Origin of the sequence: Sphingopyxis sp. Geo25 (assembly GCF_949769135.1) — a bacterium.
GTDB lineage: Bacteria > Pseudomonadota > Alphaproteobacteria > Sphingomonadales > Sphingomonadaceae > Sphingopyxis.
This window is the reverse complement of record NZ_CATKOZ010000001.1, coordinates 1-25,709: the sequence shown is the minus strand read 5'-3', so window position 1 is coordinate 25,709 and position 25,709 is coordinate 1. Positions and strand designations below refer to the sequence as shown.

Here is a 25,709-nt window from a genome sequence, read left to right as displayed (position 1 = left end):
AATATACGTAATATTAGCAATATCTGAAACTACCGGCCGCTCCTAGGATGCCGATCAATCGAGGAGTTTCGCCATGCTGAGCCCATTCCGCCGTCCGCGATATAGGGGAATATCCGCACCCGGCCTCGCGGCTCTCGCACTGATGCTTTCGGCGTGCGGCGGCAACGCGCCGCCGCCAGCCGAGCGAGCGGTGGAGACAAAGGGCGAAACGCTGGTCCTTCGGCCTTCGACGGTCACCGAGTGGAAGGACGTCGGCGCGCTGGTGACGAGCGTAGACATGGCCGATGCGCGCGCGCGCATCCCCGGCATCCTCGAAAGCCTGACCATCCGCGAGGGCGATCTTGTCCGCAAGGGACAAGTGATCGGCCGCGTCGTCGACAGCAGGCTCGGCTACGAAGGCGCTGCTTATGGCGCGCAGGCGGCCGCGGCGCAGGCGCAGGTCGCGCGGGCAGAGGCCGAACTGGCACGCGTCAAATATCTCCACGCCAACGGCGTCTATGCCCAGGCGCGGCTCGATCAGGCCGAGGCCGCGGCGCGCGCCGCGCGCGCGCAGGTCGCCGCGGCGAAGGCACAGCAATCGGCTGTCGGCGCGGTCGCGGGACAGGGCGCGGTCGTCGCTCCCTCGGCAGGGCGCGTCCTGACGGCGCAGGTTCCTGCGGGCTCCGCAGTCGCGGCCGGCACATCGATCGCGACGATCACCTCGGGGCCGATGGTGTTGCGACTCGAACTTCCCGAAACATTGGCGGGAAAGGTGCGCGTCGGAAGTTCGGTCCTGGCGACGGGCCTGACAGAGGGTGCAAAGGGCGTTGCCCCGCGCGCGACCGTCAGCCGCGTCTATCCCTCGGTGACCGGTGGGCAGATGGCCGCGGACGTCCAAATGCCGGGGCTTGCGAGCAATATGGTCGGCCGCCGGATCACCGCGCGGGTCGCGACCGGCGAGCGGCAGCCGCTCGTCGTCCCGAGACGCTTCGTCGAAACCAGCTATGGCATCGATTATGTGACGATCCGCGTCGGCAAGGATTCGGCGTCGCGCGTGCCGGTCCAGATCGCGCCTTCGGACGACCCGGCACGCGTCGAAATCCTCTCGGGCGCCGCCACGGGCGATACGCTGATCGCACCGTCGGCCGGTGCGCGCCCATGAGCCTCGGCATCTCCGGGCGGCTGACGCGCGCGACGATCCAGAGCCCGCTGACGCCGTTGATGCTGCTCGCGGCGATCCTTGTCGGGCTGCTCGCGATTCTGACGATCCCGCGCGAGGAAGAGCCGCAGATCAGCGTGCCGATGGTCGACCTGATGGTCGGCGCCCCCGGCCTGTCGGCGAGCGATGCGGTCGAACTGGTCGGCAAGCCGCTCGAGACGATCGTCAAAAGCGTCGACGGCGTCGAGCATGTCTATACGCAGGCCGAGGATGACGGGGTGATGGTCACCGCGCGCTTTCTGGTCGGTTCGGACCCCGACGATGCCGCGACGCGCATCAACGAGCGCTTGTCGGCGAACATGCACCGAATCCCGGCGGGCATCGAGCCGCCGCAGGTGACGGCGCGCGGGATCAGCGACGTGCCGATCGTCGTCCTCACGCTGTCGCCGAAACTCGGCGCGCGCGGCGAATGGACCGAACAGGCGCTGCACGCGCTCGCGACCCGGCTGCGCACCGAGGTCGCGAAGGTCGACGATGTCGGGCTGACCTTCATCGCGGGCGGGCAGGAGGAACAGCTTCGCGTCACGCCCGACCCCGCGAAGCTCGCCGCGCATGGGGTCTCGCTCGGTGCGCTGATCGACGCGGCAGCGCAGGCCAACCGCAGTTTTCCCCTCGGCACGGTGCGCGAAGGCGGTGCGGCGACGGCGGTGGTTGCGGGACAGAAAGTGCGCCGCGCCGCCGAGCTGGCGACGATCACCGTGCGCGGGGCGAACGGCAGCCCCGTCTATCTGCGCGACGTCGCGACGGTGACGCAGGGACCGGCCGAGGAGCAGGCGCGCGCGTGGCGCTGGGCGAAGGGCGAAGACGGACATTGGGCGATGGCGCCCGCGGTCAGCCTCGCCGTCGCCAAGCGTTCGGGCGCCAACGCCGTGAAAGTCTCGCACGCTGTCGTCGCGCGGGTCGAAGCGCTGCGCGGTACACTGATTCCCGCCGGGGTCGATGTCGCGGTGACGCGCAACTATGGCGAGACCGCCAACGAAAAAGCGAACGAGCTGATCTTCCACCTCGGCCTGGCGACGGTGTCGATCGTCATCCTGATCGGCTTTGCGATCGGTTGGCGCGAGGCGGCGGTGACCGCGGTGGTGATCCCGACGACGATCCTGCTCACCATGTTCGCCTCGAACCTGATGGGCTTCACGATCAACCGCGTCAGCCTGTTCGCGCTCATCTTTTCGATCGGCATCCTCGTCGACGACGCGATCGTGATGATCGAGAATATCTCGCGCCACTGGGCGATGGCCGACGCCCGCAGCCGCATCGATGCCACGGTCGATGCCGTCGCCGAGGTCGGAAATCCGACGATCATCGCGACGCTGACCGTCGTTGCGGCGTTACTGCCAATGCTCTTCGTCTCCGGGCTGATGGGCCCCTATATGGCCCCGATCCCGATCAATGCTTCGGCGGCGATGCTCTTTTCCTTTTTTGTCGCGGTGATCATCGCGCCGTGGCTGATGGTGCGGTTTGCGCGGAACACGCTCGCGCACGGCCACGACCACCATGCGACCGGCGGCAAGCTCGGAGTGCTCTACGGCCGCGTCGCCCGGCATGTGATCCGCGACCGCAAGAGCGCGCGCCGTTTCCTGATCGCGGTCGGCGTCGCGACGCTCGTTGCCTGCTCGATGTTCTATTTCAAGGCGGTGACGGTGAAGCTGCTGCCCTTCGACAACAAGTCGGAGGTGCAACTCGTCCTCGACATGCCCGAAGGCACGTCGCTCGAAACGACCGAGCGAACGCTCGACGCCGCCGCGGCGATTGCGCGGCAATTGCCCGAAGCGCGATCGATGGAAGCCTATGCCGGCACCTCGGCACCCTTCAATTTCAACGGGCTGGTGCGCCATTATTTCCTGCGCAACCGCCCCGAGATGGGCGATGTGATGGTAACGCTGGCGCCCAAGGACGAGCGCGACCGGTCGAGCCACGCGATCGCGCTCGACCTGCGCGAACGTCTTCACAAGGCCCTGCTGCTGCCCCCGGGCGCATCGATCAAGGTTGTCGAAACGCCACCCGGGCCTCCGGTGCTCGCGACGCTGCTCGCAGAAATTTACGGCCCCGATGAGGCGACCCGCCGCAGAACCGCCGAGCAGGTCGAGAAATTGTTCCGCACCATCCCCTATGTTGTCGATGTCGACAACAGCTTCGGGGTGCCGCGCCCGCGGCTGCGCCTTGTTCCCGACCGCGCGCGGATGGACGCCTATGGCATTTCGGAGCGCCAGCTGTTCGACAGCATCGGCGTGCTGCTCGACGGGCAGACCGTCGGCTACGCGCCGCGGGGGCAGGGGCGCGACCCGCTCCCGATCCGCGTCGCGCTCGATCAGGCGCAGCGGACGTGGAGCGCCAGCCTCGCCGCGACCCCGGTCGCTAGCATGGGGCCGGGCGGCCGGCTCGTGCAACTGGGCGAGATCGTCGAGGCGCGCAAGGAAGCCGGCTCGCCCGCGCTGTTCCGCCGCAACGGCCGCGCCGCCGACATGGTCACCGCCGAGCTGGCGGGCGATTATGAGGCGCCGATCTATGGCATCTTCGCGGTCGACGATGCGATCGAGGCGTTCGACTGGAAGGCGCACGGGATGGAAAAACCCGTCATCCGCTTCAACGGGCAGCCCGAGAATGAAGCGGTGCCCACTTTGCTGTGGGACGGCGAGTGGGAGATTACCTGGGTGACCTTCCGCGACATGGGTGCCGCCTTCATGGTCGCGCTGCTCGCGATCTATGTGCTCGTCGTCGGGCAGTTCCGCAACTTCAAGATCCCACTCGTCATCCTGACGCCGATTCCGCTGACGCTCGTTGGCATCGTGCTCGGGCATATGCTGTTCGGTGCGCCGTTCACCGCGACCTCGATGATCGGCTTTATCGCACTCGCCGGGATCATCGTGCGCAACTCGATCCTGCTCGTCGATTTCATCAATCATGCGAAAAATCCCGACAAGCCGCTGCGCGATACCTTGCTCGAAGCCGGGATGATCCGCTTCAAGCCGATTGTGCTGACCGCGGCGGCGGCGATGATCGGCGCCGCGACGATCCTGACCGACCCGATCTTCCAAGGGCTTGCCATCTCGCTGCTGTTCGGGCTTGCCTCCTCGACACTGCTGACCGTGCTGGTTATTCCCGCGATCTACATCGTCCTGCGCGACGATGGCCGCGAAGGAAGCCGCTCTCCATGACAAAGCCGACCGACCTTTCGATCCTCAAGCGCGATGCGCATGACATGGCGGGTTATTTGAAGCTGCTCGCGAACCCCGAGCGTCTGCTGATGCTGTGCCAGATGGACGAGCGCGAGGTATCGGTCGGCGAACTGACCGAGATTTCAGGGCTTTCTCAGTCGGCGGTTTCGCAGCACCTGGCGCGCTTCCGGAAACAGGGAATCGTATCGCTGCGCGGCGAGGCACAAACGCGATACTACACATTGGCGGACCCGAAGATGCAGCGGATCATCGCAGCGCTATGCGAGGCATGCAGCGCAGCATAGCCGGCAAGAGTATCCGGCCCAGGCTCACCACGCATACGTAACAGTCCTGATAAGGGGCTCCCGACCCGCCTGCTAAATCCGGGCCATGAAAGCCGCGACTCGTACCCTTTTGACTCCGGCCGCCACCGCCCACACAGTTGGCGATCGCGTGCCGAAGGGACATGGATTCAAGATTCGCGGCCTTCCCATCGACACTTATCCCGAAAACACGGCCTTCCTGCTGCGCGGTGGCGGCGACTTCGCGCCCGAGCAAAGCTAGGTGAAATGTTCGCGGTGATCGAGGTCGAGACGGCGCCTCCGCTTTCAATTGCGGCGTAGCGCCATTCGATATTAGCTGAACTGGTGGCCGTCTACGGTCAGTCTGCTTCTGGAGCCGGTAGGGTCAATCGCTGACCTTCGCCCTATCGTTCGATTGGATGATCCCCGCGGACGCGAAGGCAGCAAGCGCAGCGACACCAAAAGCGATCGAAGCCGCTGCTCCGACGGGAGTGACGGAAAGCAAAATCGACGCAATCAGCGCCCCTGTAACTTGGCCCGCAAGCCTGGCAGTCCCCTGAACCCCTCCAGCCGAGGCGGCCCGGTCAGCGGGCGCGGCAAGAAACATCGTGCGATTATTGGGGGTCTGGAATAGCCCGAACCCGATTCCGCAGAGGATAATGCCCGATATATACACCGGAACGCTGAAGGCGAGCGGGGCCGCAGCCAGGGCCGCCAACCCGCACGCCAACACCAATGCTCCGACGGCGCACAGCCGCGCCGGATGAATGCGATCAAGAAGCCGAGCGGTAAACGGCGTGGTCAAAAGCACCGCGAGCGGCCACGGGGTCATCATAAGGGCAGTGGCACGGGCCGTTAGCCCGAGCCGGTCGTGCAACGCGAAGGGCAGGATCAGCAGCGCCAGGCCCAGGGCCGTAAAGCAGGCCACCGACGCGAGGACCGATCGCGTAAAGCTGGGTGACCGAAAGAGCGTCAGCGGAAGAAATGGCGACGCTCGCCGAACGTCGCGCCGGACAAAAACCCCGAGGCCGGTCACGCCCGCCATCAAAACCAAAGCACCGAGAGGAACCGATAAGCGGGCAAGTCCGGCCGCAACCACGAAAGCGGGAACGACCCCGGCGTAAGCCAATATGCCGATGGCATCGAGCGGCTTGCGCTCTTGGCGATGGGACGGCAGCCCGCGCGCGGCCACCAGCGCCACACCCGCCAAAAGCGCGCTACCAGCGAACACGAAACGCCAGCTCCCCAGATCAAGCAATAACGCGCCGATCGTTGGTCCCGCCGCAGACAGGAGTGCAACCGTCATCGCGTTCCAGCCGATCGCCTTGCCAAACTCTTCCTCAGCGACGGTCTGGCGAAGCAGCGCCACGCCCAACGCCATGATGGACGCAGCACCAATCCCCTGCAGGATTCGGAAGATGACGAGCAAGACGATGCTGGGAGCCATGGCGGACGCCACGGCGCTGAGGCCGAACAAGGCGGAGCCGGCGACAAAGGTTGAACGGTAGCCGAAGCGCTCGCCGATCGCGGCTAGCGGCAACAAGCCTGCGACGAGCGCTCCCTGATACGCGATCACCAGCCAGGCCGCGAGCGATGGCTCGACATCAAGCGCATGCGCGATCGAAGGGAGCGCGATGTTGATGCTGGACGCATCGAGCACCGCTGCCGCCATCGCCGCAAGAACGCTGGCGATGGCAGCCCGTCGGCGCATACCGCTCGGCGGGACGGAGATCGTCGGCACAATGACGGCCTCAGGCCGCAGGAACCCAGGTCCCGCCGACATCGGCGTAGCGGACCATGGTGGTATCGTGGCGGAGATCGCGGGCCGTAAAGCGGAACTGGATCGCTGGCCCGTTGACGCAGAGCGTGTCGTGGATATCGCCGGGAAGATAGACCTGCACATTCCCGGGCCGAACGATCGTCGATCCTCGCTTCACTAGACGCGCGCCTTTGCCCGGCTCATCGACGCGCGCGTAGGTTCCCATCTCCATTTCACCGTGCAGGACACCATAGATGACCCAGCTCTGCCCATGATCGTGCGGAACGCGATAGCGCCCGTCGGCCTCGGTGTGCGCGAGCAGGACGAAGCCATGCACCGGATCGCGAAAGAGCTCGCGGCTCTCGGGACGTTCGTGGCACAGGTCTGCGAGCCACGCCTCGGTCCGCGGCGTCTGAAGCAGCTCGGTCAGGCGCGCGCTGCAATCGGCAATCAGCCCGGAGGTTAGCGGCCCCCAGTTGTCGCGAACGCGTCCGGCGAAAAGATCGAGGGCTGTTTGGGTCATCTCACATTCCTGTCTCGTTGATGTCGAGACCGAAAATAGACCGCCAAGGGCATGGCGGAAGACGCAGCATTTGCAATCAATCTTTGCGCTTGACGCTATGTCCGAGAGACAGCCTATGGTAAGGCCGACCCTATGGGCGGTCCCGACCTCAATCTGCTGTTCACCTTGGACGCGCTGCTTCAGCAGGGCAGTGTTGCCGGCGCTGGACGCAAGCTCGGCCTCAGCCCCTCCGCGATGAGCCGTGCCCTCGCCCGCGTCAGGACGGTGACCGGCGACCCGCTTCTTGTGCGCGCCGGTCGCGGGCTGGTCGCAACGCCCCGCGCCGAAGCGATGCGCGACGAAGTCCACCGGCTCGTCGAGGATGCCCGCGCAGTTCTGCGACCCGCGGACACGGTGGATCTCTACCGCCTCGACCGGACCTTCGTGCTCAGGACGAGCGACGGGTTCGCCGAGTCGATCGGCCCACTCTTGATTCAGCAGGTTGCCGAGGAAGCGCCGCATGTTCGCATCCGCTTCATCCGCAAGCTGGACAAGGACAGCGCGGGTCTTCGCGAGGGAGACATCGACCTCGAGACGGGCGTCGTCGGACGCGCGATCGGCCCCGAGGTGCGCGCGCAGTCGCTGTTCGTCGATCGCTATGTCGGCGTCGTTCGCGCCGGGCATCCTCTGGCCAAGGGCAACATGACCGCCGAGCGCTATGCCGAAGGTCGCCATGTATTAGTGACACGGCAAGGGCTCGATCTAGGCGGGATCGACGGGAAGCTCGATATGCTCGGCCTCGCGCGGACGATCGTCACAACCGTCGACGGCTTTGCCGCCGCACTAGCGCTGGCCAAGGGATCGGACCTTATCGCCACGGTTCCCGAGCGGCACACCGCGGGTCTTCGAGGCGGGATGACAACGTTCACGCTGCCCGTAGAGACCGAGCCGTTCACGATATCGCTGCTCTGGCACCCGCGCATGGAAGGCGACGCCGCGCACCGCTGGCTGCGCCAGCTGGTCCGGCAAGCCTGTGAAACCGCCTTTCGCGGACCGCTGGGGATCTAGGAGAAGCGGAACATGGCGTCGGACGCACGAAGCAAATGCAAATGATGCAGCTTCCGCCGTTCCGGAGGAGGCGATATTGAGGCCACACCGCCCGGAACCGGGGGTGCTCGTAACTGGATCGATCGCCAGGCGCAGGGAGGGACGCTCATCATTGTGAAAAGCAGATTGTTAGCGCCCTTGGTGATGGCGACCTTCGACCAGACGGCGTTCCCTGCCGGGCTCAATTTCGAGCTCATAACCTCCTTCCGCGGCAAGCTTGCCGCGCCCTAGCAGCGCGCTCACTCCCCGCTTTTCAATTCCGCACGAATGCGGTCGGCAACGACCGCAAAGGATCTTCCATGTCCAAAACAGCTGTACCGATTCCCGCCTTCCCTTGGTCTCTGACAAAGATTGCCCACAGAACCACGAGCCTCCTGGCCGCGCTGGCGGTCGCCGCATCTGCTGCCGCTGTATCGGCGGAGGAAAGCACGCCTCTGCCTTTCGAACGCGCGCTTCGACGCACCGTCACGATCGAGGGTGCCGAAAGCCGGCGCTTCGAGCTCGCCGCGCGCATGGCACATTATCGCGTCCCGGGGCTGAGCGTTGCGGTTATCGAGGATTGCCGCATCGTCGATGCGCGAGGGTTCGGCTCGACGATGTGGGACGGGCCCTCGGTTACTCCCGAGACACGGTTCCAGGCAGGTTCAATCAGCAAATCCGTCACTGCGATTGGGGCGTTACGCCTGGTCGAGCGCGGCACGCTTTCGCTCGATGGAGACGTGCAGCTTCAGATGAAGGGCTGGTCTTACGACAAGGCGCGCGGCCCCGTCACGCTTCGGCAGTTGCTGAGTCATACGGCGGGCACAAATCTCGAGGGAATGAAAGGCTACCTGCCCGGCGAACCTCGGCCGACGCTGGCACAGATCCTGCGCGGCGAAGCGCCGGCAAATACGCCCGCCATCGTCGTCGAGAGCAACCCCGGCAGCCGCTGGAATTATTCGGGCGGCGGCTACATCGTCACCCAGGCACTCATGGGCGAGGCGACGGGGAAAGAATTCGCGCCGCTGATGCACGAGTTCGTGCTGGAACCGCTCGCGATGGCGAGCAGCAGCTTCGAGCAGCCGCCTTCAGATGCCAATGGGACTCCATCGGCTCAAGGTACGAGTGCTGACGGTTCGCCCCTGCCGGGCAAATGGCGTGTCTATCCTGAAATGGCGCCCGCCGGGCTTTGGTCGACACCGAGCGACCTCGGCCGCTTCGCGATCGGCCTCGCGCGTTCGGTGCGCGGCGAGTCCGGTGCGATCATTGGGAAGGATGCCGCGGCCCAGCTCATGACGCGCGGACCCGGCAATTGGGGTTTGGGCGTGGACCTCGGCCCAACCGACGGTGCGCGCCAGATCAGTCATACCGGGAAGAATGTCGGCTTTACCTCGATGTTCATCATCTATCCGGACAGCTGCCAAGGCGCGGTCGTCATGACCAACGGCTATGACGGCGGCTGGCTCATCAACGAGGTCATGCGCGCGATCAGCGACGTCTATCGCTGGCCCGCCGCCAACAAACTTCCCGCCCGCGCAGCGCTGCCCCTTTCCGGCCCGATCATCGAGCGGTTCGTCGGCACCTACCGCCTCCGGGACTTTCCCGCTGAGCGCTTCAGCATCACACGTAATTCGGACGGTGAGTTGGTGTGGGCGCGCGAAGGCCATGTCGGACGCAGCTTGCTGCCCGAGACGGAGGGCAAGCTCTTCTCACCTGACAGCGTCATGACCATCGAAGCACTGTCACCGTCCGAACCGCGCGCCAGCGCGGTCAAGCTCAGCTTCGGCGGCGGCTCTAACATCGCTGAGCGAACAGATTGAATAACGCAATATATGCCGATTGGGCGCCCCCCAGTGTCTGGCTGAAATAACACGCAAGCCGGCGTCGGCTTGAGCTTGCGGGCATCTTTTGGCGCTGCCGTACAATTATCGGTCGGCCCGCGACGCTATCCGCGTCGTGCGACTCAGGAGAGCTCTTCCTTTCAGGAACACAGAGATCTTCATCTGACGCCCGCACGGTTTCGATCGCGCGGGCGTCTTTTTTTTGGCGCCATGCCATCAACCGTTTGGACGAACGTAATATCGGCGACCGCGCCCGACCTTCGACATGCCGTAGCGACGACCTGAACTATTGGCCGACAGCGGTCAGGCAGCCAATGGAGAGGAGTTTCAATTAGCGGTCGTTAAACCGTGGCGCCTAATGTTCAGTCCCTTGGCTCTCAAGCCCTTGCACCTGCCTACGCGCGATGGCCACCAAATCTCGAAAGGCCAACTGCTGCGTCGTTACTCCGGCTACTGCTGTCCGAGTGGCCGGATCGTAAAGTGCATAAGTTCCCCAAAACCCGCTGTGCCAGTAGAATGTTCGGCCATTGAATTGTTCGGCGAACATTCCCAGCCGGTAGCGATCAGAGCCTTTATGTGATCCCTGCCGCAGCATCTCATCGAGGGTACCGGGTTGAGCAAATATCTTGCCCTCGAAGAGCGCCTTCCAGAATATCGCCATGTCGCGCGCCGACATTAGCAAGCCCCCACCTCCAAAGAGATCGACGGAGGCGTGAACGTTCGTTACCTCACGATTCCCGATCCACTGACGGGTCCTAGGAACGACGCCGGCGGGCGGCTCTTCCAGAATTTCCCACCATGTGTCGAGCACCCCGATGCGAGAAAAGCCAAGCTCCTCACGAACTGCCGAAGCCAGCGATTTGCCGGTAATGCGTTCGATGATATTGCCGAGCAGGATATAGCCATCGTCCGAATAACTGAACTCTATTCCGGGTACGCTCCGCGGATCACCATATTCGGTCATTAGCCCTAAGAGGTCAGACGGAGTCCAAACGCGTCCGGGATCGGCCATAAAGGTTTCGGCAAATCGCGGGTCACTGGCGTGATCGAAAAGTCCAGCGCTGTGACTCAATAATTGACGTACTGTAATTCGATCGGGGTCGTAGCCATCCGACCTCAGCAAGCGGTCGAGTTCCGGTGCGACGAGAGCGGCTATCGGCGCGTCGAGATCAACTCGCCCCGTCTCCCAAAGTCGGAGGACGGTCGCCGCTGTAAATGTTTTCGTATTGGAAGCGATACGAACGGGCGTGTGGATACCTAGAGATTGGCCGGCTTCCGTACCCGCCATTCCATTCGCGAGGACTTTATGCCCATCGTCGCTCAGAATATAGATCGCCATAGGTGCGGACAATGCCGCGGCCGTTCCATCCCGCTCGCTGCGGTCGACGCTGCTAGGTTCGACGGCCTGTGCCTCACCCGCCCAAGTCGCAAGCTCAATTATCGCGAAGCAGATGATGAAAAGTCGGCGCAGCTGCTGATGCGGCCGTGGCCATTCAGAGGCTCGCTCATATTCGGTTGCCGGCGGCACTGGGTGCCGCCGGCGCTCCCTGCTCTGGGGGACTGCAGGAAGCTGTAAGTCTCGGCCCATCAAGTTACGCGCCGGTTCCCGTACTTCGTATCCTTGGCGTCCATACCGTCCTGAGAGCTTGAACATGGTGCCTCGCCTCCCTTCATTCAGCGAACCTGCTCAGCCAGACCGTCAAGATCGATCGACGCCCAGATTGTTTTGCGGGCCTGATATCTTGCCTCGCTCTCGCCGTGATAGGGACCTTGCGGGGTACGCAGGACCAACAGTTGAACGTCGCCGACTCGAGCGGCGTCAAAATAGTCGGGGTTCGCCTCCCATATCCGGCGGGCGGGTGGGCAGTCAGCGGCGGGATCAATCGACCAGATCGATTCATCGAGGCAGGCTTGCTTCCCGGCTGTCTGCTCAGTCAGAACACCCTTCATCGGACCGAATCTCTTCTCGTGCTCAGCGCGGTAGCGACGCGCCGAGACGGGGGTCAGAATCGGCTTCCCATTGGTAATAACTATGGTTCCGTTGGGCAGCCGTACGATGTTCCCCGAGACCTCGGGTCCCATGATGAACCAGTTTGCGCGGCCATTTTCCACGTCGGACATATGAGCCCGCGACGTTTCGAAGGCGGCGTCCATCCGGTTCATGATCACTTCGACGCCGCCTCCCGTCATCCGGTGGCATCGGCCAGCAGCAAAGGAGATCGGACTGAGAACGGAGACCGATCCACTCAAAACGCCATGTGGGCGAGTCACTTCGACGAAACTCATGAGGCGGTGGCAAACAGGTGCCGGCGGGGCGCTTACCGAGGGCATGGCGGCCAGTTGGGCAATAAGCCTGTCAATCGCGCCGCGAAACCTTGCTAACATTGCGCGGTCCACCCCGGCAATGCTGACCTTGCCGTCTATCTGCCGTTCGAATCGCCCCTCCGCGCCGCTTTGCACGATCGGGATCTCCTGTGCCCGTGCCGAAAGCGGTTGAAACACGAGGGCGAGGCCAATCACTGCATGAAGGCCCCAGCAAGGCAGGACGCTGAATTTGTCTTGCGCGCCCATTATCCGATGTCGCTCGTGAGCGTCAGGGTGAACCGACGAGGGAAATTATACAGATAGATACCGCTCTGCCCGTTGGCCCAGCCGAACTTGTTGCCGATATTTGCAACTTGTGCCCGAAGCGTGGTTGGCGCCTTACCGATATGGAACCGGTATCGTCCTCCAATCGACGCGATCGCTCGCGCCGGAATGACGAGCTTCCCATCGGTACTGGCGATACGGTCCGAGGTGCTCTCGACTATCAGGTCGACCGATAAGGCCTTTGCGAAAGGAGGGCGGTAATCGAAGACCGCAGTCGAAAGCCGGCCAAAGCTCGCCAAAGGCTTTTTTCCGACCAGGCCCTTGTCGACCGCGTCTCCCGAGAGCCGAGCGTCGATCAGTGCGGTTCCCAGTACGGCGGTCAGACCAGGCGCAATCTGGCCCGAGAGGGAGAATTCGGCGCCGCGATGCCGTACGGTCCCCAATTGCTGGAAGACCCGGGCGGAATCGAGCGAGAAGAACGGTTTGGTGACTTCGAATACACCTGCGACCAGCCGAATCGATGGTGTCGCCGACCACCGAACGCCGGCATCGAACTGCCGGGTGCGAAGCGCCGGCGGCGCCTCGTCGCGATTGACGGCCACGCCCGGCGCAACCGGACTCTCCTCCAAGCCCTGCGTGAAACTTCCGTAGAGGGCGACCGCATCGGTCACGTAAATGGCGGTGGTGGCGTTGAAGAGGAGCGGACTATCCGTCGTCGTCACCGGCATCTCGCCAGGTTCGAGAAGCCGCTTGCGATATGAGGTCTTCTGCAACCCGACACTGAGTTCTCCGACGCCCTTCCACCGCCCCTCGTAGGCGAGCCCGGCGGTCCACTGGCGCACTTCGTCACGCGTTTGCGGCCCGAACAGAAGCGTCGGTTCAGCGAATATGACCGGACTCTCGATGTCGTGCGTCCCGATGGCGACCGCCTCGCTGCCGCCGTATCGCCGGTCTCGCATGCGTCCTTTGAAAGAAGCATGTATTGCATGATAGCGCGGTCCATCAGAGAAACTCCGGCTAAGTCTCAACTCGCCGCTCGTCGATCCCGCGAAGCGTCCCGGCTCAACGACAACGATTTCATCGGCTCCGCCGTCCGGCTGCACGTTGAGGAACAGCTGCGTATGCGATCGATCAAGGTCGAGTTCAGAGCGGAAGAGACCTGCCTTGAGCGTCCAGTCGCCTCGATCGGCGCTCGCCCCCAAACCGAAATTGTCGGCGCGCCCTGCATTGGTCGCCCAGCTTTGTCCGAGGGGCTTCGCCCGCTTGATCCTGGGCGGCAAATAATCGCCGCCCGCGAGCAGGATCGGCTGCTGATCCTCCGCGTCAATCTGCATTCGGCTCCAGAAAGGCACGATCTCGATTCCGTCGGCGGGTTGCCATCGGCCAATCAGGGCGCCGGTACGATATTGGGCCCGACCACCTGTATGCGTGCGGTCTGCGATGGCGCCGAACCCCACGCCGAGTGCAAAATCGTCGCCGATCGGGATCTGGGCATCGACTTCAACCGCGGTCGTCTTGAAGGGGCCAAATCGTCCGGACAGGCTGACGAGCGGTCGCTGCCCCGGTTTTCGCAATCCATAATCCGCAATGCCGGTCGGCGCGGGAAAGGGGTAGCTTTGCGCTGACAATCCGACCCGCATCTGTAGCCCGCCGATCAGGCGCTCGGTAAAGCTCGCTTGCTGATCGAAATAGAGATCCTCAAGGCGGATGTTGCCTGCCTCGGCCGCCGAGAAGCCGCGCACATAATTGGGATTGTAGATGCCGATCTGCTCGCCGCCGATCGATGTCCCGAAGGCGTCCTCCGCCTTGGTGGTGGCATTGTCGTCCGCACGCTGTGCAAGCGCACCGGTCGGAAGCGCAGCCAGCGTTGCGGCGGCGAAGAATTGGACGGGGCTGCGAAACATCAAGAATCTCCGGACGAATGGCCATCAAGGGGCAACTTCCCTGGTGTCCGGATTTTCCTAGCGAGCTCGAGTTGACGGCCGAAATTGGATGCGACCTGGCCCGCTCCTCCGTCGTCAAAGCTCTGGCCCTGCGACAAACAGGGATTTCGCATCGATGAAAATGCCCGGAGCCGCTAGTGCGGCAGCCCCAGATACCGCAGGACATCCTGCGTATAATTCGGCCCCACCGAGATGATCGCCCCGTCTCGAAGCTGGAGCGCGATCAAGCCCTTGCCGAGGCGTTCAACGCTGTCGACGAGCGAGAGGCGGACGAAATTGGATCGATGGACGCGGAGAAGCTCTGCGGGATCGATCGCCGCCTCAAGGGCGGACATGGAGCTGCGGTAGATGTAACTGCGCGTCGCGGTGTGCAGCAGGACATAGTCACGGGCGGCTTCTATCCAGTCGATGGCCGATACCGGGAGTCGCAAGGTCGCGCCCTTCACCGAAACCCATACCGCATCCTGATAGGGAGACAGCTCGGTTGCCAGACCGGCCCGGCTTGCCGCCTTGCGCTCGTCCCGCCGCCGCTCGGCGCGCCGGATCGCCTGGCGCAGGCGGTCGAAGCGCACTGGCTTGAGCAGATAATCTGCGGCTTCGACTTCAAAAGCGTCGGGCGCATAATGTTCGAACGCGGTGATGAAAATGATTTCGGGACGGTCCTCGATCGGGAGCGCCGCAGCAAGCGCCATTCCGCTTCTCCCGGGCATCTGGATATCGAGGGTGATAAGATCGGGCGCCAGCGCGGCGATCGCTGCCTCGGCCTCGGCGCTGTCGCGCGCGCTTCCGACGACCTCGACGCCTTCGATATCGCGGCAGTATTCGACGAGGCGGTCGATTGCGAGCTGCTCATCGTCGACGATGAGAAGACGAATTGTCACGAGACAGGCTCGCCCTGTCGCGACATGGTCAGCGGCAAGCAGATGGCGGCCGTATAACCATCATCGCGTGTACCCGCATCGAGCGCGGCTTCGGAGCCATATAGGACCCGCAGACGCTCCCGCACATTCGCGTGGCCAACGCCCGTACCCGTGCCTCGTTTGCTGTCTCCGACGCGGCTGGCGTCGTCGCTGACTGCAATGGACAACCGGTGCGGCGTCTCCGCGCGAACCGCGATGCGAAGATTGACGGGGTGGCGGCTAGGGGCGACGCCATGTTTGATGGCATTTTCCACCAGCGGCTGAAGGAGAAAGCCGGGCAAAAGCGCTTCGCGCAACTCGGGCGGGCAGTTAACCTCGACGGCCAGCCTGTCACCAAAGCGCAGGCTTTCCACTTCAAGATATGTCTGCAGCGTCGACAACTCGGCGTCGATCGAGACCAGCTCGTTCGGATCGCCGGCGAGCGTTGCGCGCAGAAACTCCGAAAGCCGTGCCAGCATTTCTTCGGCCTCCCGGTTGCGCCGCGTTACGACGAGCGAGGAGATGGAGTTCATCGTATTGAAGAGAAAATGCGGATTGAGTTGATAACGCAATGCGGCAAGACGGGCGGCGGTCGCCGCTCCTTCGGCTTCGATGGCTTGCTGACGCGCGTCGGCTAGCTGGTGGAGGCGATCCTGTGCAACGCGATAGGCTTCAAGCATCGCATATGCGGCGGCCAGCAATCCGAATTGCCAGACCATGATGGCGAAATTGTTCACCGCTTGCGCAGAAACCGACAGGCTCCGTTTCGAACCCTGTATGGCGTCACCTATCTGTATCGCACCGCTTGCGTCGATAAAGGCGAGAATCCCCGCAAGAATCACGACCGCGAGGGTCAAGACCACGCCGCGTCCCAGCGCCGTACACTCGCTTACCCGTCGCGCAATAAAATAGAGGAGCGTCGAGAACAGCATTCCCAGGATGCAGACCATAGCCGTCGACGTCACAAATTGCGACGGCGGCGGGCCGGCAGCAAGAAAATACAGGGTCAAGTTCAAAAGATACATGAGCGACCAGGTTCCGATAGCTAGCGCCATTGCAGGCCGGATCTGAGAAATTCCCTGTGCCGTCATCTTTCACCTCTTAGAGAGCTCCATAGCGAAAAAGCCTCGCGGACGCGTCCATCTTCGTCGCAGCCTGGTCGATGTTGGTCGTTATAGTGAAGGCTTGGGTTAGACGTACTCGCTCTAAGCAGCGCATCGCGTCGGCCCTTTTTGTCGACGCGAGGTCCGGTCTCGTCGCGAAAGATCCGGCAGAACGGATGACTGTCCGGCCTCATCGAAAACAATTAGCGTCAAAAGCATTGCCCTCCCTAGATCCGGATCATTCGTTACGTTTCATCGGGAGTTTAGAGAATGAGCAGCATACGATTTTCGCGCCCTCGGTATCGGCATGGGCTGGTAATATTCGGCGTTCTGGCAGCTCTTGCGATCGCCGACGCGCGCGGCCACACGTCGAACCCTGATGGGTCTGAATCGGCATCCGCCGCTTACGCGCCCCTCGAAATCCTGCCGTCTGGGCACCCCGTTGCCGAAATTCGGCTCGATGGTTTGGCCCCTAAGCGATTTGTAATCGATACGGCTGCCAGCATGACAACGATCGCACCGCGCCTCCGTGCCGAAATGCCCAATCTTGCCGCGAAAAAGGCGGCGACGCCGCTCAATGGGGCCTCTGGCGCGGTCGATGTCGAGTTGGCGCCGGTCAGACGGATCGAGACCGCGGGTTTGCTCTTCGAAAATAAGGAGCTGCTCCTTCTTCCGCCTGGACCAGTCGACAATCTCGGAGTGGACGGCATTTTGGGTGCGGATCTCATCGCGGACTATGCGATCGAGATGAATCTTCCTGCGCGCAAATGGCGAATGGCAAAGCAGGCCGACCCGTCGATGCTTGCTGGCTATGCTGCGCAGTTGCCCTTCACCCTTGATGCACAGCGCGCGCCGCGACTGACAATCAAGGTCAACGGCATTGAGGTTCCAGCCGTGCTCGATACCGGTGCGCGCGGCACGATACTGAACTGGGCCGCCGCCCGTTCGATCGGGATCACCCCCGAAGATCCAGGTCTTCTGAAAGGTAGCGATGTGAAAGGGGCTTCGAGCCATGGGACGGCCAGCTACAAGGTGAAGCTACGCGATATTGCTATCGGAGACGAAATTCTGCCCGGCCGCGAAGTGCGGATCGCCGACCTCTCGGTGTTCGATGTCCTCGGCTACAAGAAGGGCGAGCCTGCGATCATCCTCGGAATCGATTTCTTCGCCGATCGGCGGATATTGATCGATCATCCTGCGCTTCGTCTGCATATCTCGCCTCCCATTTCCACGGCCAATACGCCGAGATGACCGATCGATGTCGCCCAGGTCGATAAAGATGCCGAAAACCAGAGGGCGGGAGCTCATTTGTGCGATACTTGCCATCGTTGCGGCGACAGACACGCTCTCGGCGCAACCCGGCGACGCGCATCCATGGCGCGAGCTGGCCAAGCGCGATGCCGACGCCGCGCTTACTCTCATCGCCGATCGCCGACAATCATCCCGGAGCGGCGGCAGAACTTGGCGACACCGATTTCCTGGCACGCCTCACCATCGCGCGCGAACGCGCGGACGCGCGAGCGGAGAAGGTCGATACATTCCAAGGCTTATAATGCGCTGGTCGAGGGAATTGCGGCTGACCTTCGCGACGGCCATATCTGGACCAAAGCCTTAGCGGAGCCAAGGCGGCTCCGCTCGGCGGGCATCATTCTTGTTCGTCGCGGCGGCCGCTGGGTTGTCGCCGAGCATGATCGCAGCCGCGATGAGCCCGACCTTCGCGGCCTCGAACTGCTTAGTGGTGACGGCGAAGAGGCTCAAGCTTGGGCGACCAGCCGGATCACCCTATTTCGTGGGGATAATCGGACCGAAGCGCAATTGTCGGCCGGGGCGTCTTGGTTATTGCTCGACGAAGGCAATCCTTTCCTTGCGAAGCTGCGACTTCGCAGCGCTTGCCTCGCCCCATATCTCTGTCATCCTGCAATGGCGCCAAGCAGATTATCATGATCTTCAACCACGCCTTGAGGGGGCAAACTCGGTAGCCAAGGCTGGGTTAGAAATAAGAAAGGTCGGGCAGGAATACTGGATCGCGCTTGGCAGCCTGGGAAGTGATATCGAGCCCTTGGTAGAGAAAATAGAAGCAGCACGCGAAGCAATGCGCCGGTCAGCGTTCCTGGTCATCGACCTTAGGGGAAACGAGGGGGGGCGACTCCGCCTTTACCGAGCGGATCGCTCGCGCCTTGGTGGGGGCTGGCAACCTAGCCAGAACAAGGCGCCCTTCTGGCCGATGTTCAGGATCATATTCGCGCGCTTCGCCGGGAAACCTCGCGTAGATCGAGAAGTCCGCCGCAAACCTTGGAGCGCCGCCGAAGAAGGCCGAGCTCGCCGCCCCTGCCCGCGATGCGAGATTGGCCCTTGAAGAGGGCCGCACCTTCGCGCCCGCCTTGCCCGCATGCGCGCAAAGCGCTTCGCCCGCATCCCCGCTGCCGGCCCCTTCGAGCAATCCGCAAATCTATCTGCTGGCCGACCGCAGCTGCTTCAGTTCCTGTCTCCTCGCGGCCGATCTTTTTCTTCGATTTGCGGCCATTCATGTCGGCGAAGTGACCGATATGTCGAGCCGCTACATGGAGGTCCGCCAGATCATTCTGCCTTCAGGGCTACGAACCTTTTCGACCCTACAGAAAGTTACGATCGGTCTCGGCGACCTCGGCCCCTATCGGCCCGAACATATCTTTGACGGAGATATGACAAATCTGGAGGCACTTGAGCGCTGGATATACGAACTCGAGGCGGAAAGGCGTCGATAAGGCCGCGGATCAAAATAAGGTTTGTCGAGCCGGGGCCGTTGGCCGCTGTCAATAAACCTCATGCCACTTCTCGACTTCGGACGAGCTGTTTGCCAATCCAAAACAGATAAGTCCCGGTCGGCTGACTGAGGTGCTGCCCTTCGTCAGCCGATATTCGAGGCGCCGGCAGCGGAAAGCTTCCATTCTTTCCTCCGACTTAACTGTGAGCGCGCCATTCGCCGCCTGGCCCTGCCAGCGATGAACATACCCCACCGGCCAATTGCCCGCCCGCGCCGCCCGCTCGTTATACTGTCCGCTAAACTGATCGTGAGAAAAGGTCGGCCGGCCATCGAGCTGCACCCCGCCTTCGCAGTCATGGCAATCGGCTTGGCCAAACCGGTCATACTCGGCCTTGCTCTTCTCGATATCCGCGGGAACCGGAATGTCGTCGACAAAGCGCGCGGCTTTGCTACGCTGCGGTTCGGCGCTCTTTCCGGCGCGAGGCGGGATCATTGGCGCAAGCGGCGCCTGCTCGATTTCCGCTTGCCCGGTTTCCGGCTCCGCGCCTTGCGAGCCTTGCAGCACCGCATCGACAGCCTCATCGGCCTTCTGCTCGGCTTTCTGTATCGCGCGCTCTGCAAGGCGTTTGAAAAGCCCTTGGGCTTGGGCGGGCTGGTTGAGCGCCACGCCTGTCACCGCAAGGAGCGAAACGAAAAGCAGATGCCTCATAGAAATCTCCTGGTTCCATAGGGTAGGCCATAAATGCCGTTTCAGCCGTCCCGCCGACTTCGCCGAGAAGGAGCAAGCTCAGCCGGGAAGCCCCAGCGCTCCTCCGACGACACCGCGAAGGAGTCCGCGCCTCTTCCGTGGCTTCCCCTCCTCGCCATTGGTTATGTCGGGTGCATCTTGTTCACCACCGGGCGCCATCGACGGCATATCTATGCCGAGAACACTTATGTGAGTCGCCTTTGTCCGCAGCTTCACGGCCCATCCGGCGGTCACCGACGGGGGAGCGCGATAATCGCTCTCGGAACCGTAGGCAGTCATCATCAGCATCGCAGATCCGGACGACTTGCTAACGGCGGCAGGGATTGAACAATCGGCTGCCGATGGGGAGAGAAGAATCCCTTGCTGAACAAGCTGCGCGATATCGGGTTGAGCCATGTAATCGGGTAGGGCCAAAGCTGGCATCCGCACGGCGCTTGAGGTCCACATGATGAGTGTTCCATCGTCGCGGGCGCTGGTGACCGACAGGATGTACCCGCGCGCGCCGACAATCGGCGACCAGCTGACCTTCGAGGAACCAGACGGCTGCGCCTTGATTCGTGGAGAAAGGGCGGGCAAAAAGTCGCTCGCGGCCGCGACCGTAAACCTGATGTCCGGGGTATAGCTACCCTCTATCTTGTGATCGCCGACTAGCGATCCTGCGCGCGGCAATCGCCGTCCACCACTGTCGCCAGCCCATTCCCCATAGGTGGCGTGAGTAGCCGCGGATGGGGGTGACATTGCTCTCACATTCGCAGGCGATGCGAGTTGAGCCGCCGCCGCGCCGCTTGTCGCCGCGAGGTCGACAATGACCGGCTGACCGGATGCGACCGTCTCACCGCAGCCCCAATAGAGCGCGATGCGTCCCTTGGGCTTTTCTTTGGCCCTGGTCGGGTATTCGGGGCGACCCTCGCCGGTCGGCACTCCGGTTCCGGGCGTGACAAGCGGCAGCCTTTTACCGGCAAGGAGACCTTCGGGCGGCAGATGGCTCGCACTTGGCGCGGGATCGCGCCGCGTCGAGCCGAGCTGGAGTAGAAGGGCCTTCTCTACGCCGGACGGGCGGCCCGTCGCCATGCCGGAGACGGTTTCGGCCGACATCCAATAAATAGCTTCATCCTGGGGCTTTTGCCCCTGCTGTGCAAAGGCCGAGCCAGCAACTGCGCTTACACCCAGCGTAAGGCCCAGGAAGAACCGCTTTCTCATAATTCACGTCCTGCATGCCGCTGCCACCGCGGCTCTAAATCGCTGCCGCACAACCGCAGCACGGGGCTTGGCGCCACCCAGGCCCGACTCAAATGCGAGCGCCTATTGTGGTTGCCCCGGCTAACCTCCCCGGGCGCCATCGAGAACTCCAGCAGGATGCGACCAACATCGACTCTGTGTCGTCGGGAACGATCCGGCACGACGAGAAGCGTTTTCAAACCGGCAAAGCGGAGACTGCGGCCATCTGGCTTTGATGATCGGGTTCGAACTGAGCGGCAGGCTGGGTGGCAAGCTTCCCATCCTCGCAAGGCCGCGCTCCAGGAGAAGGCCGCCCTGACCGATCGGCTGCCCCCCTTTTTTGACCGTCGCGGCGATATATTTTGTCGACCAGCCGTCGCATTTTGTCGACAATAGCGGGTTAGGTCGCACCGCAGTCCGCCCCGGCAGCGAAATTGCGGCAAGCGGTCAAAAATGTTCTCAAAATCCGGACGCGGCGATGACGGGAGATGACAGAGACATCTCGCAGGCGCTGCGATTTAGATGATGGAGAGTATATGAGCAAACTGCCCTTTCTGGCCGCCGTAATCGCACTCGGCCTCCCCTCGCCGGGCTTCGCAAAGGCCGAGGCAAAGCCCGAGGCGCGCGCCAAGGCTGAAGCCAAGCCCGAGGCGCGCGCGAAAGCGGAAGCGAAGCCCGAGACTCGCGCCAAAGCCGAGGCAAAGCCGGAAGCACGCACGAAGGCCGAAGCGAAGCCGGAAGCGTGACATTCATCTGCCGGCGGCGGATCGCCGCCGGCAGATGAAGACTTGCATTCTTTAGCAGCGCCAAAATCTCTCGCCTGACCGCTCGCATAACTCAGCCAACGAGATCGGGCGTGCGCGCGTCAAGCTGCGGTTCGTCCCCACGGAGATACGGAATGACAATCAAACGGTCGACACCCGCGCTCATGATAGGCGCGATGCTAGCGAGCGCGGCGGGTCCGGCGATCGCGGCCGATCAGTGCGATCGCGGGTGGGCGGGGACCATTCGCTATACGCGCACGCAATCCAATGCCAACACTAAGACGCAGCAGCGCATCTCCGGAAAGGGGCACGAAACGACCGACTGGTCGATGGCCTATAACTATGCGGCGCAGGTCTCGGTCCGTCCAGCGCCTAGCAGCGACTTCAGTCTCGGGCGCGCGAATATCGAAATGAGCTCGGTTTCGACCGAGACGAAAAGTGCAAATGATCTAATGGTTTGCCCGCACGAGCGGACGGTGCGGCAAATGTCGGGCCACTTTGTCTCGAAGACGCAGACAAGGGGCAGTGGCAGTAATCTCGAGGCCGACGTCCATATCGGCCTAGACATGGATGGAACCTACCGGGTCAGCGTCGGGCTCCCGGAGGTGCAAGGCATGATGTCGGGGTCTGAATCGTCGAGCTACAGCGGGCAATGCAAACCCAAGGAAGGAAGGAGTCTAAAGACCCCGGACATGCCGTCGACGATCGACGGCGTGCGCTTTTCCAGCAGTGGCAACGACCGCGTCCCGGCGGGCGATCCCAATCGGCTGTCCGGTAGCCATAGCGTGTCATCTTTCGGGGTCACCGAAGCACTAAGCTGGACCCTGCGGCGCTGTGGGGGCGATTTGCGCCTTGCCGACCTCAAGTTCGAGCATATGCGATTTCCGACATGGGAAGATTGGCACGAAATTGCCGAACAGGTCGGCACGATCGACGGCAACATCGTGCGCCTCAAAGCGATCGTCGCCAACGATGGCCCGGACGAGAAGGCTACGACCGTCAAGTTCCGCGACACTTATAAGGGCGACAAGTGGAACGGATCGCGACCCGACGGTCTCTTGGGCGAGGTATCAGTGACCGTCCCGCCCGGCGAGGAGCGGGAAGTTCTTTTGCAATGGGACAGTTCCGGCTTTTCCTGGTTTGACGATGGCCGCCCGCGGTTCCTTCAGCGGATCAAGGCGGAGGTCGAGAATGATGGGAAGAAGGTCGACGATCTCACGCGCAATCTGAAGATCGCGCCGAAGCCCATGATACTTGCGCACGGTCTTTGGTCGAACTGGACGGCCTGGCAGAGCTGGCAGAATTACCTCACCACAAGCCATAGCTTCGACTGGAAGGCCTTTCCCGTCGGCGAGAAGCCTGAATACGGGCGGATGAAGACCGGCGAAGAGATCGGCAACACCGGTCCAACCAACACGATAGCGCAAAATGCCGACGAACTCGGGCGCTACATCGAATATGCCCAAAAGGATCGCAACGCCTGGCATGTCGACATCGTCGCCCATTCGATGGGCGGCCTCATCAGCCGGCGCTATGTTCACGCGCTGATGCCGAGCTACGCCGACGGCAAGCCGCAGGTGTCCCGGCTCGTGATGCTTGGCACGCCCAATATGGGCAGCCGCTGTGCGGACCTCATTAGCGCACCGCTTGAGCTGGCTGGCCGATCGATGGAAGCGCTCCGCGAACTGCGACCGAGCGTCGTCGAGAAATTCAATTCGGTGAACACTGAACGAAAGGGGGTAGAATTCTCCGTCCTCGCGGGCAACCCAATGTATCCGGTGTGCTATATGCTGAGCGCCAACGACGGCGTAGTTGCGGTTCCTTCGGCGATCTGGACGATCGAAGACAATGAGCAGGCATCGGTACTTCACACCGACATGATTAGCGCCAAGGTCTTCTCGGATTTTGTCAAGCCGCGCATTGCCACCGGCCCTGGCAAGAATCCAGGTTCCGGCAGCTCTTTACCAGCCGGACCCCCAGCGCCACCCGCAAGGATGATGTTACTGACTTTCGACGATTCCGCCGTTGCCGAGGAGAGCTTCACTAAGATCGTAAGGATTGCTCCCCAAAGCGCAATGGAGATTTCGATCCCGGTCAAACGGGCCCGCAATCTCGGGGTGACCTTCACCGCTGCACCCGACATTTCGGCGATGTTGATCGACGAATCCGGTGTCGTGTCTGCCAAGAATGAAGCGCGAACGCCCGAGGCAGCGCAAATATTCCGCTCGCTTCTGGTCGATCGTCCCATCGCGGAAGGACGTTGGACACTTCGACTCGAGAATGACGGCGAGTTCGAGCGCGAGGTCGTGATCGCCACTTGGGCTCGGCCGGTTTGACCTCTCCCACCACATCGATCCAACCTTTGCGGAAATGATCCACCCGGAAGAGAATATCGTCAATCAATCCGGCGATCGATCACGCCATCAGATTAACCGCCGCATTTTGGAGACCATATGCAATCTTCCTACTCTTCCCATATCGTGTGGACAGGGAACACCGGCGCGGGAACCGCTGACTACGAAAGCTATGCCCGTACGTGGGATATCTCGGTGCCCGGAAAGCGCGTAATCCATTGCTCGAATGACCCGCTTTTGGGCGGAGACGCGGGAAAGATGAATCCCGAAGATCTTTTGCTCTCATCGCTCTCAGCATGCCATATGCTTTGGTATCTTCATTATGCCTCCGATGCCGGGATCATGGTGCTGGCTTATGAAGACGAGCCGCTCGGAATCGGCGAAGTTATGCCCGGTGGCGCAGGTCGGTTCATATCTGCTGTACTGCGTCCTAATATTATCGTGCGCGCTGATTGCGATCTCAACATGGCCGCCGAACTTCACGGCCGCATTCACAGCGTCTGTTTCATTGCACGCTCGGTCAATTTCCCGATCGCCTACGAGCCCGTAATTTCTGTTGCGCAGTAAGAGCCTCGGAGAAAGGGGACGGCACGAAATCCCGCTGCCCCGGCTAAGGGAAGGCGGTATTTTTCCACAGTGAATGCTAGTTCGTCGAGCGCGCGCGACGGCTGCGGGCAATGCGCGATGCGTTTGACCAAATCGCGCGCCTCCTGTCGACGGAAATACCCAAAGAAGCGATTCAGGCCGAAGTCGGCTGCGGCGAACGCCGCGCTCATCCGCGAGATCGAATGGGCCGAGGCGGCGCTTGACCAAGTGCTACTCCATACCCCGACGCGCATTGTAGATTCACGCATTTCGATGCAGTCGCTGGAGTAGCTGCCTAACCCCGGGCAGATTATTCATGCACATCCGCGACCTTCCTCCAGCCCGCGTTCGGGAACAAATTCTAGCGGCTCGCCCCCTGGCCCGTTCGTCGCGCTGGCGTCCGCTTTTGTCGATGCGTCAGTACCATGTCTCACGATCATCCGGTTTCATAGCAAATGTAGGGCGTCGACCCATATGTTCGCTCATTAATTGGCAGCGGCATCCAGTCGCGAGGAATGGCGACACATCGGCTGGCCCAATGCTGGCAGTCGCCCACTTTCGGGAGACAGCCATGCAAAACTTTCGTCCCGAATCCGCTCGCGTGCTTTCGGTGGCGTTGGAGGGATCGGCCTGCGCAAGCTAACCACCCCGGCCGGTCGCTGTCATTGCGTATCACGACCTTGATTTGCGCTCATTCCCCTGTCGATTGTCATTGCTGGGAGCAAAGCGAGCAACTGGTTATCCGACCCAGTTCGCACGAAGACGGCAAGTCACGTGATTGCGTCGATCTTGCTGGCCGTCGTGGCGCCATTCGTCTGGCCGATCTAGACCAACTGTAGTCCTAGGGCGCATGCTAAAAATGGCGGGGCTTGGCCGGGTTGGAGACCGTCCGCTTTTGGGGACCAAACAAAGAGAGC

The 25,709-nt window shown here is 62.3% G+C and carries 22 protein-coding genes; 12 read left to right on the top strand and 10 right to left on the bottom strand.

All coding sequences use genetic code 11. The features are described from left to right. The first annotated feature begins 73 nt into the window (after positions 1-73). From QOL68_RS00110 to QOL68_RS00095, 4 genes are all read left to right on the top strand, one after another. The gene (locus QOL68_RS00110; protein WP_282945816.1) at positions 74-1,141 is read left to right on the top strand and encodes an efflux RND transporter periplasmic adaptor subunit; all 1,068 of its coding nucleotides are present in this window, start codon (positions 74-76) and stop codon (positions 1,139-1,141) included. Next, complete coding sequence (locus tag QOL68_RS00105; protein ID WP_282945814.1) at positions 1,138-4,356, top strand: efflux RND transporter permease subunit; 3,219 nt, start codon at positions 1,138-1,140, stop codon at positions 4,354-4,356. Before QOL68_RS00110 ends, QOL68_RS00105 begins: the two co-directional genes overlap by 4 nt. After that, positions 4,353-4,661 (top strand): ArsR/SmtB family transcription factor, encoded by a 309-nt coding sequence (locus QOL68_RS00100; RefSeq protein WP_058456212.1) that lies wholly within the window; start codon positions 4,353-4,355, stop codon positions 4,659-4,661. The genes QOL68_RS00105 and QOL68_RS00100 overlap by 4 nt, the downstream gene beginning before the upstream one ends. 85 nt (positions 4,662-4,746) lie before the next feature. Further along, positions 4,747-4,920, top strand: a complete 174-nt coding sequence (locus QOL68_RS00095) for a hypothetical protein (RefSeq protein ID WP_282945808.1) — start codon at positions 4,747-4,749, stop codon at positions 4,918-4,920. A 123-nt stretch (positions 4,921-5,043) separates the two neighbouring features. Here QOL68_RS00095 and QOL68_RS00090 read toward each other — a convergent pair whose 3' ends face one another. Both QOL68_RS00090 and QOL68_RS00085 read right to left on the bottom strand, forming a co-directional pair. Continuing rightward, complete coding sequence (locus QOL68_RS00090) at positions 5,044-6,399, bottom strand: MFS transporter (protein WP_282945806.1); 1,356 nt, start codon at positions 6,397-6,399, stop codon at positions 5,044-5,046. A gap of 10 nt (positions 6,400-6,409) precedes the next feature. After that, positions 6,410-6,940, bottom strand: coding sequence for a cupin domain-containing protein (locus QOL68_RS00085; RefSeq protein WP_204992314.1), 531 nt, complete (start codon positions 6,938-6,940; stop codon positions 6,410-6,412). A gap of 132 nt (positions 6,941-7,072) precedes the next feature. On the opposite strand from QOL68_RS00085, the gene QOL68_RS00080 reads away from it, so the two are divergent. Together QOL68_RS00080 and QOL68_RS00075 are read left to right on the top strand one after the other, a co-directional pair. Beyond that, positions 7,073-7,987 (top strand): LysR family transcriptional regulator, encoded by a 915-nt coding sequence (locus QOL68_RS00080; protein WP_282945802.1) that lies wholly within the window; start codon positions 7,073-7,075, stop codon positions 7,985-7,987. A 338-nt stretch (positions 7,988-8,325) separates the two neighbouring features. Then, positions 8,326-9,825: a serine hydrolase domain-containing protein gene (locus QOL68_RS00075; RefSeq protein WP_282945800.1), complete on the top strand. Its 1,500-nt coding sequence runs from the start codon at positions 8,326-8,328 to the stop codon at positions 9,823-9,825. Between the two features lie 376 nt (positions 9,826-10,201). On the opposite strand, the gene QOL68_RS00070 is transcribed toward QOL68_RS00075, so the two are convergent. The 5 genes from QOL68_RS00070 to QOL68_RS00050 form a co-directional block, all read right to left on the bottom strand. Continuing rightward, complete coding sequence (locus QOL68_RS00070; protein ID WP_282945797.1) at positions 10,202-11,185, bottom strand: serine hydrolase domain-containing protein; 984 nt, start codon at positions 11,183-11,185, stop codon at positions 10,202-10,204. 335 nt (positions 11,186-11,520) lie between these two features. Continuing rightward, positions 11,521-12,417, bottom strand: coding sequence for a hypothetical protein (locus tag QOL68_RS00065; protein WP_282945795.1), 897 nt, complete (start codon positions 12,415-12,417; stop codon positions 11,521-11,523). After that, the gene (locus QOL68_RS00060; RefSeq protein ID WP_282945793.1) at positions 12,417-14,339 is read right to left on the bottom strand and encodes a TonB-dependent receptor domain-containing protein; all 1,923 of its coding nucleotides are present in this window, start codon (positions 14,337-14,339) and stop codon (positions 12,417-12,419) included. Before QOL68_RS00060 ends, QOL68_RS00065 begins: the two co-directional genes overlap by 1 nt. Before the next feature lie 173 nt (positions 14,340-14,512). Continuing rightward, the gene (locus QOL68_RS00055; protein WP_282945791.1) at positions 14,513-15,259 is read right to left on the bottom strand and encodes a LytR/AlgR family response regulator transcription factor; all 747 of its coding nucleotides are present in this window, start codon (positions 15,257-15,259) and stop codon (positions 14,513-14,515) included. Further along, on the bottom strand, positions 15,256-16,368 hold the full coding sequence (locus QOL68_RS00050) for a sensor histidine kinase (protein WP_282945789.1): 1,113 nt from the start codon (positions 16,366-16,368) through the stop codon (positions 15,256-15,258). Before QOL68_RS00050 ends, QOL68_RS00055 begins: the two co-directional genes overlap by 4 nt. Positions 16,369-16,650: 282 nt before the next feature. Here QOL68_RS00050 and QOL68_RS00045 point away from each other — a divergent pair, with 282 nt between their 5' ends. Both QOL68_RS00045 and QOL68_RS00040 read left to right on the top strand, forming a co-directional pair. After that, complete coding sequence (locus tag QOL68_RS00045; RefSeq protein WP_282945786.1) at positions 16,651-17,631, top strand: aspartyl protease family protein; 981 nt, start codon at positions 16,651-16,653, stop codon at positions 17,629-17,631. A gap of 146 nt (positions 17,632-17,777) precedes the next feature. Further along, positions 17,778-17,933 carry a hypothetical protein gene (locus QOL68_RS00040; RefSeq protein WP_282945784.1) on the top strand — a complete coding sequence of 52 codons (156 nt, stop codon included), beginning with the start codon at positions 17,778-17,780 and terminating at the stop codon, positions 17,931-17,933. Positions 17,934-17,991: 58 nt separating this feature from the next. On the opposite strand, the gene QOL68_RS00035 is transcribed toward QOL68_RS00040, so the two are convergent. Next, positions 17,992-18,138 (bottom strand): hypothetical protein, encoded by a 147-nt coding sequence (locus tag QOL68_RS00035; protein WP_282945782.1) that lies wholly within the window; start codon positions 18,136-18,138, stop codon positions 17,992-17,994. A gap of 587 nt (positions 18,139-18,725) precedes the next feature. Between QOL68_RS00035 and QOL68_RS00030 the strand changes: the two genes are divergently transcribed. Then, positions 18,726-19,124 (top strand): hypothetical protein, encoded by a 399-nt coding sequence (locus QOL68_RS00030; RefSeq protein WP_282945780.1) that lies wholly within the window; start codon positions 18,726-18,728, stop codon positions 19,122-19,124. A gap of 48 nt (positions 19,125-19,172) precedes the next feature. Here QOL68_RS00030 and QOL68_RS00025 read toward each other — a convergent pair whose 3' ends face one another. Beyond that, entirely contained in the window at positions 19,173-19,832 is a 660-nt protein-coding gene (locus tag QOL68_RS00025; protein ID WP_282945778.1) for a hypothetical protein, read from the bottom strand. Positions 19,833-19,910: 78 nt separating this feature from the next. After that, positions 19,911-21,071 (bottom strand): hypothetical protein, encoded by a 1,161-nt coding sequence (locus QOL68_RS00020; protein WP_282945776.1) that lies wholly within the window; start codon positions 21,069-21,071, stop codon positions 19,911-19,913. A gap of 554 nt (positions 21,072-21,625) precedes the next feature. Between QOL68_RS00020 and QOL68_RS00015 the strand changes: the two genes are divergently transcribed. The 3 genes from QOL68_RS00015 (at position 21,626) to QOL68_RS00005 (ending at position 24,774) form a co-directional block, all read left to right on the top strand. Then, positions 21,626-21,835 (top strand): hypothetical protein, encoded by a 210-nt coding sequence (locus tag QOL68_RS00015; protein WP_282945774.1) that lies wholly within the window; start codon positions 21,626-21,628, stop codon positions 21,833-21,835. A gap of 152 nt (positions 21,836-21,987) precedes the next feature. Then, complete coding sequence (locus QOL68_RS00010; protein ID WP_282945772.1) at positions 21,988-24,189, top strand: esterase/lipase family protein; 2,202 nt, start codon at positions 21,988-21,990, stop codon at positions 24,187-24,189. A gap of 117 nt (positions 24,190-24,306) precedes the next feature. Beyond that, entirely contained in the window at positions 24,307-24,774 is a 468-nt protein-coding gene (locus QOL68_RS00005; protein WP_282945770.1) for an OsmC family protein, read from the top strand. The last annotated feature ends 935 nt before the right edge of the window (positions 24,775-25,709 follow it).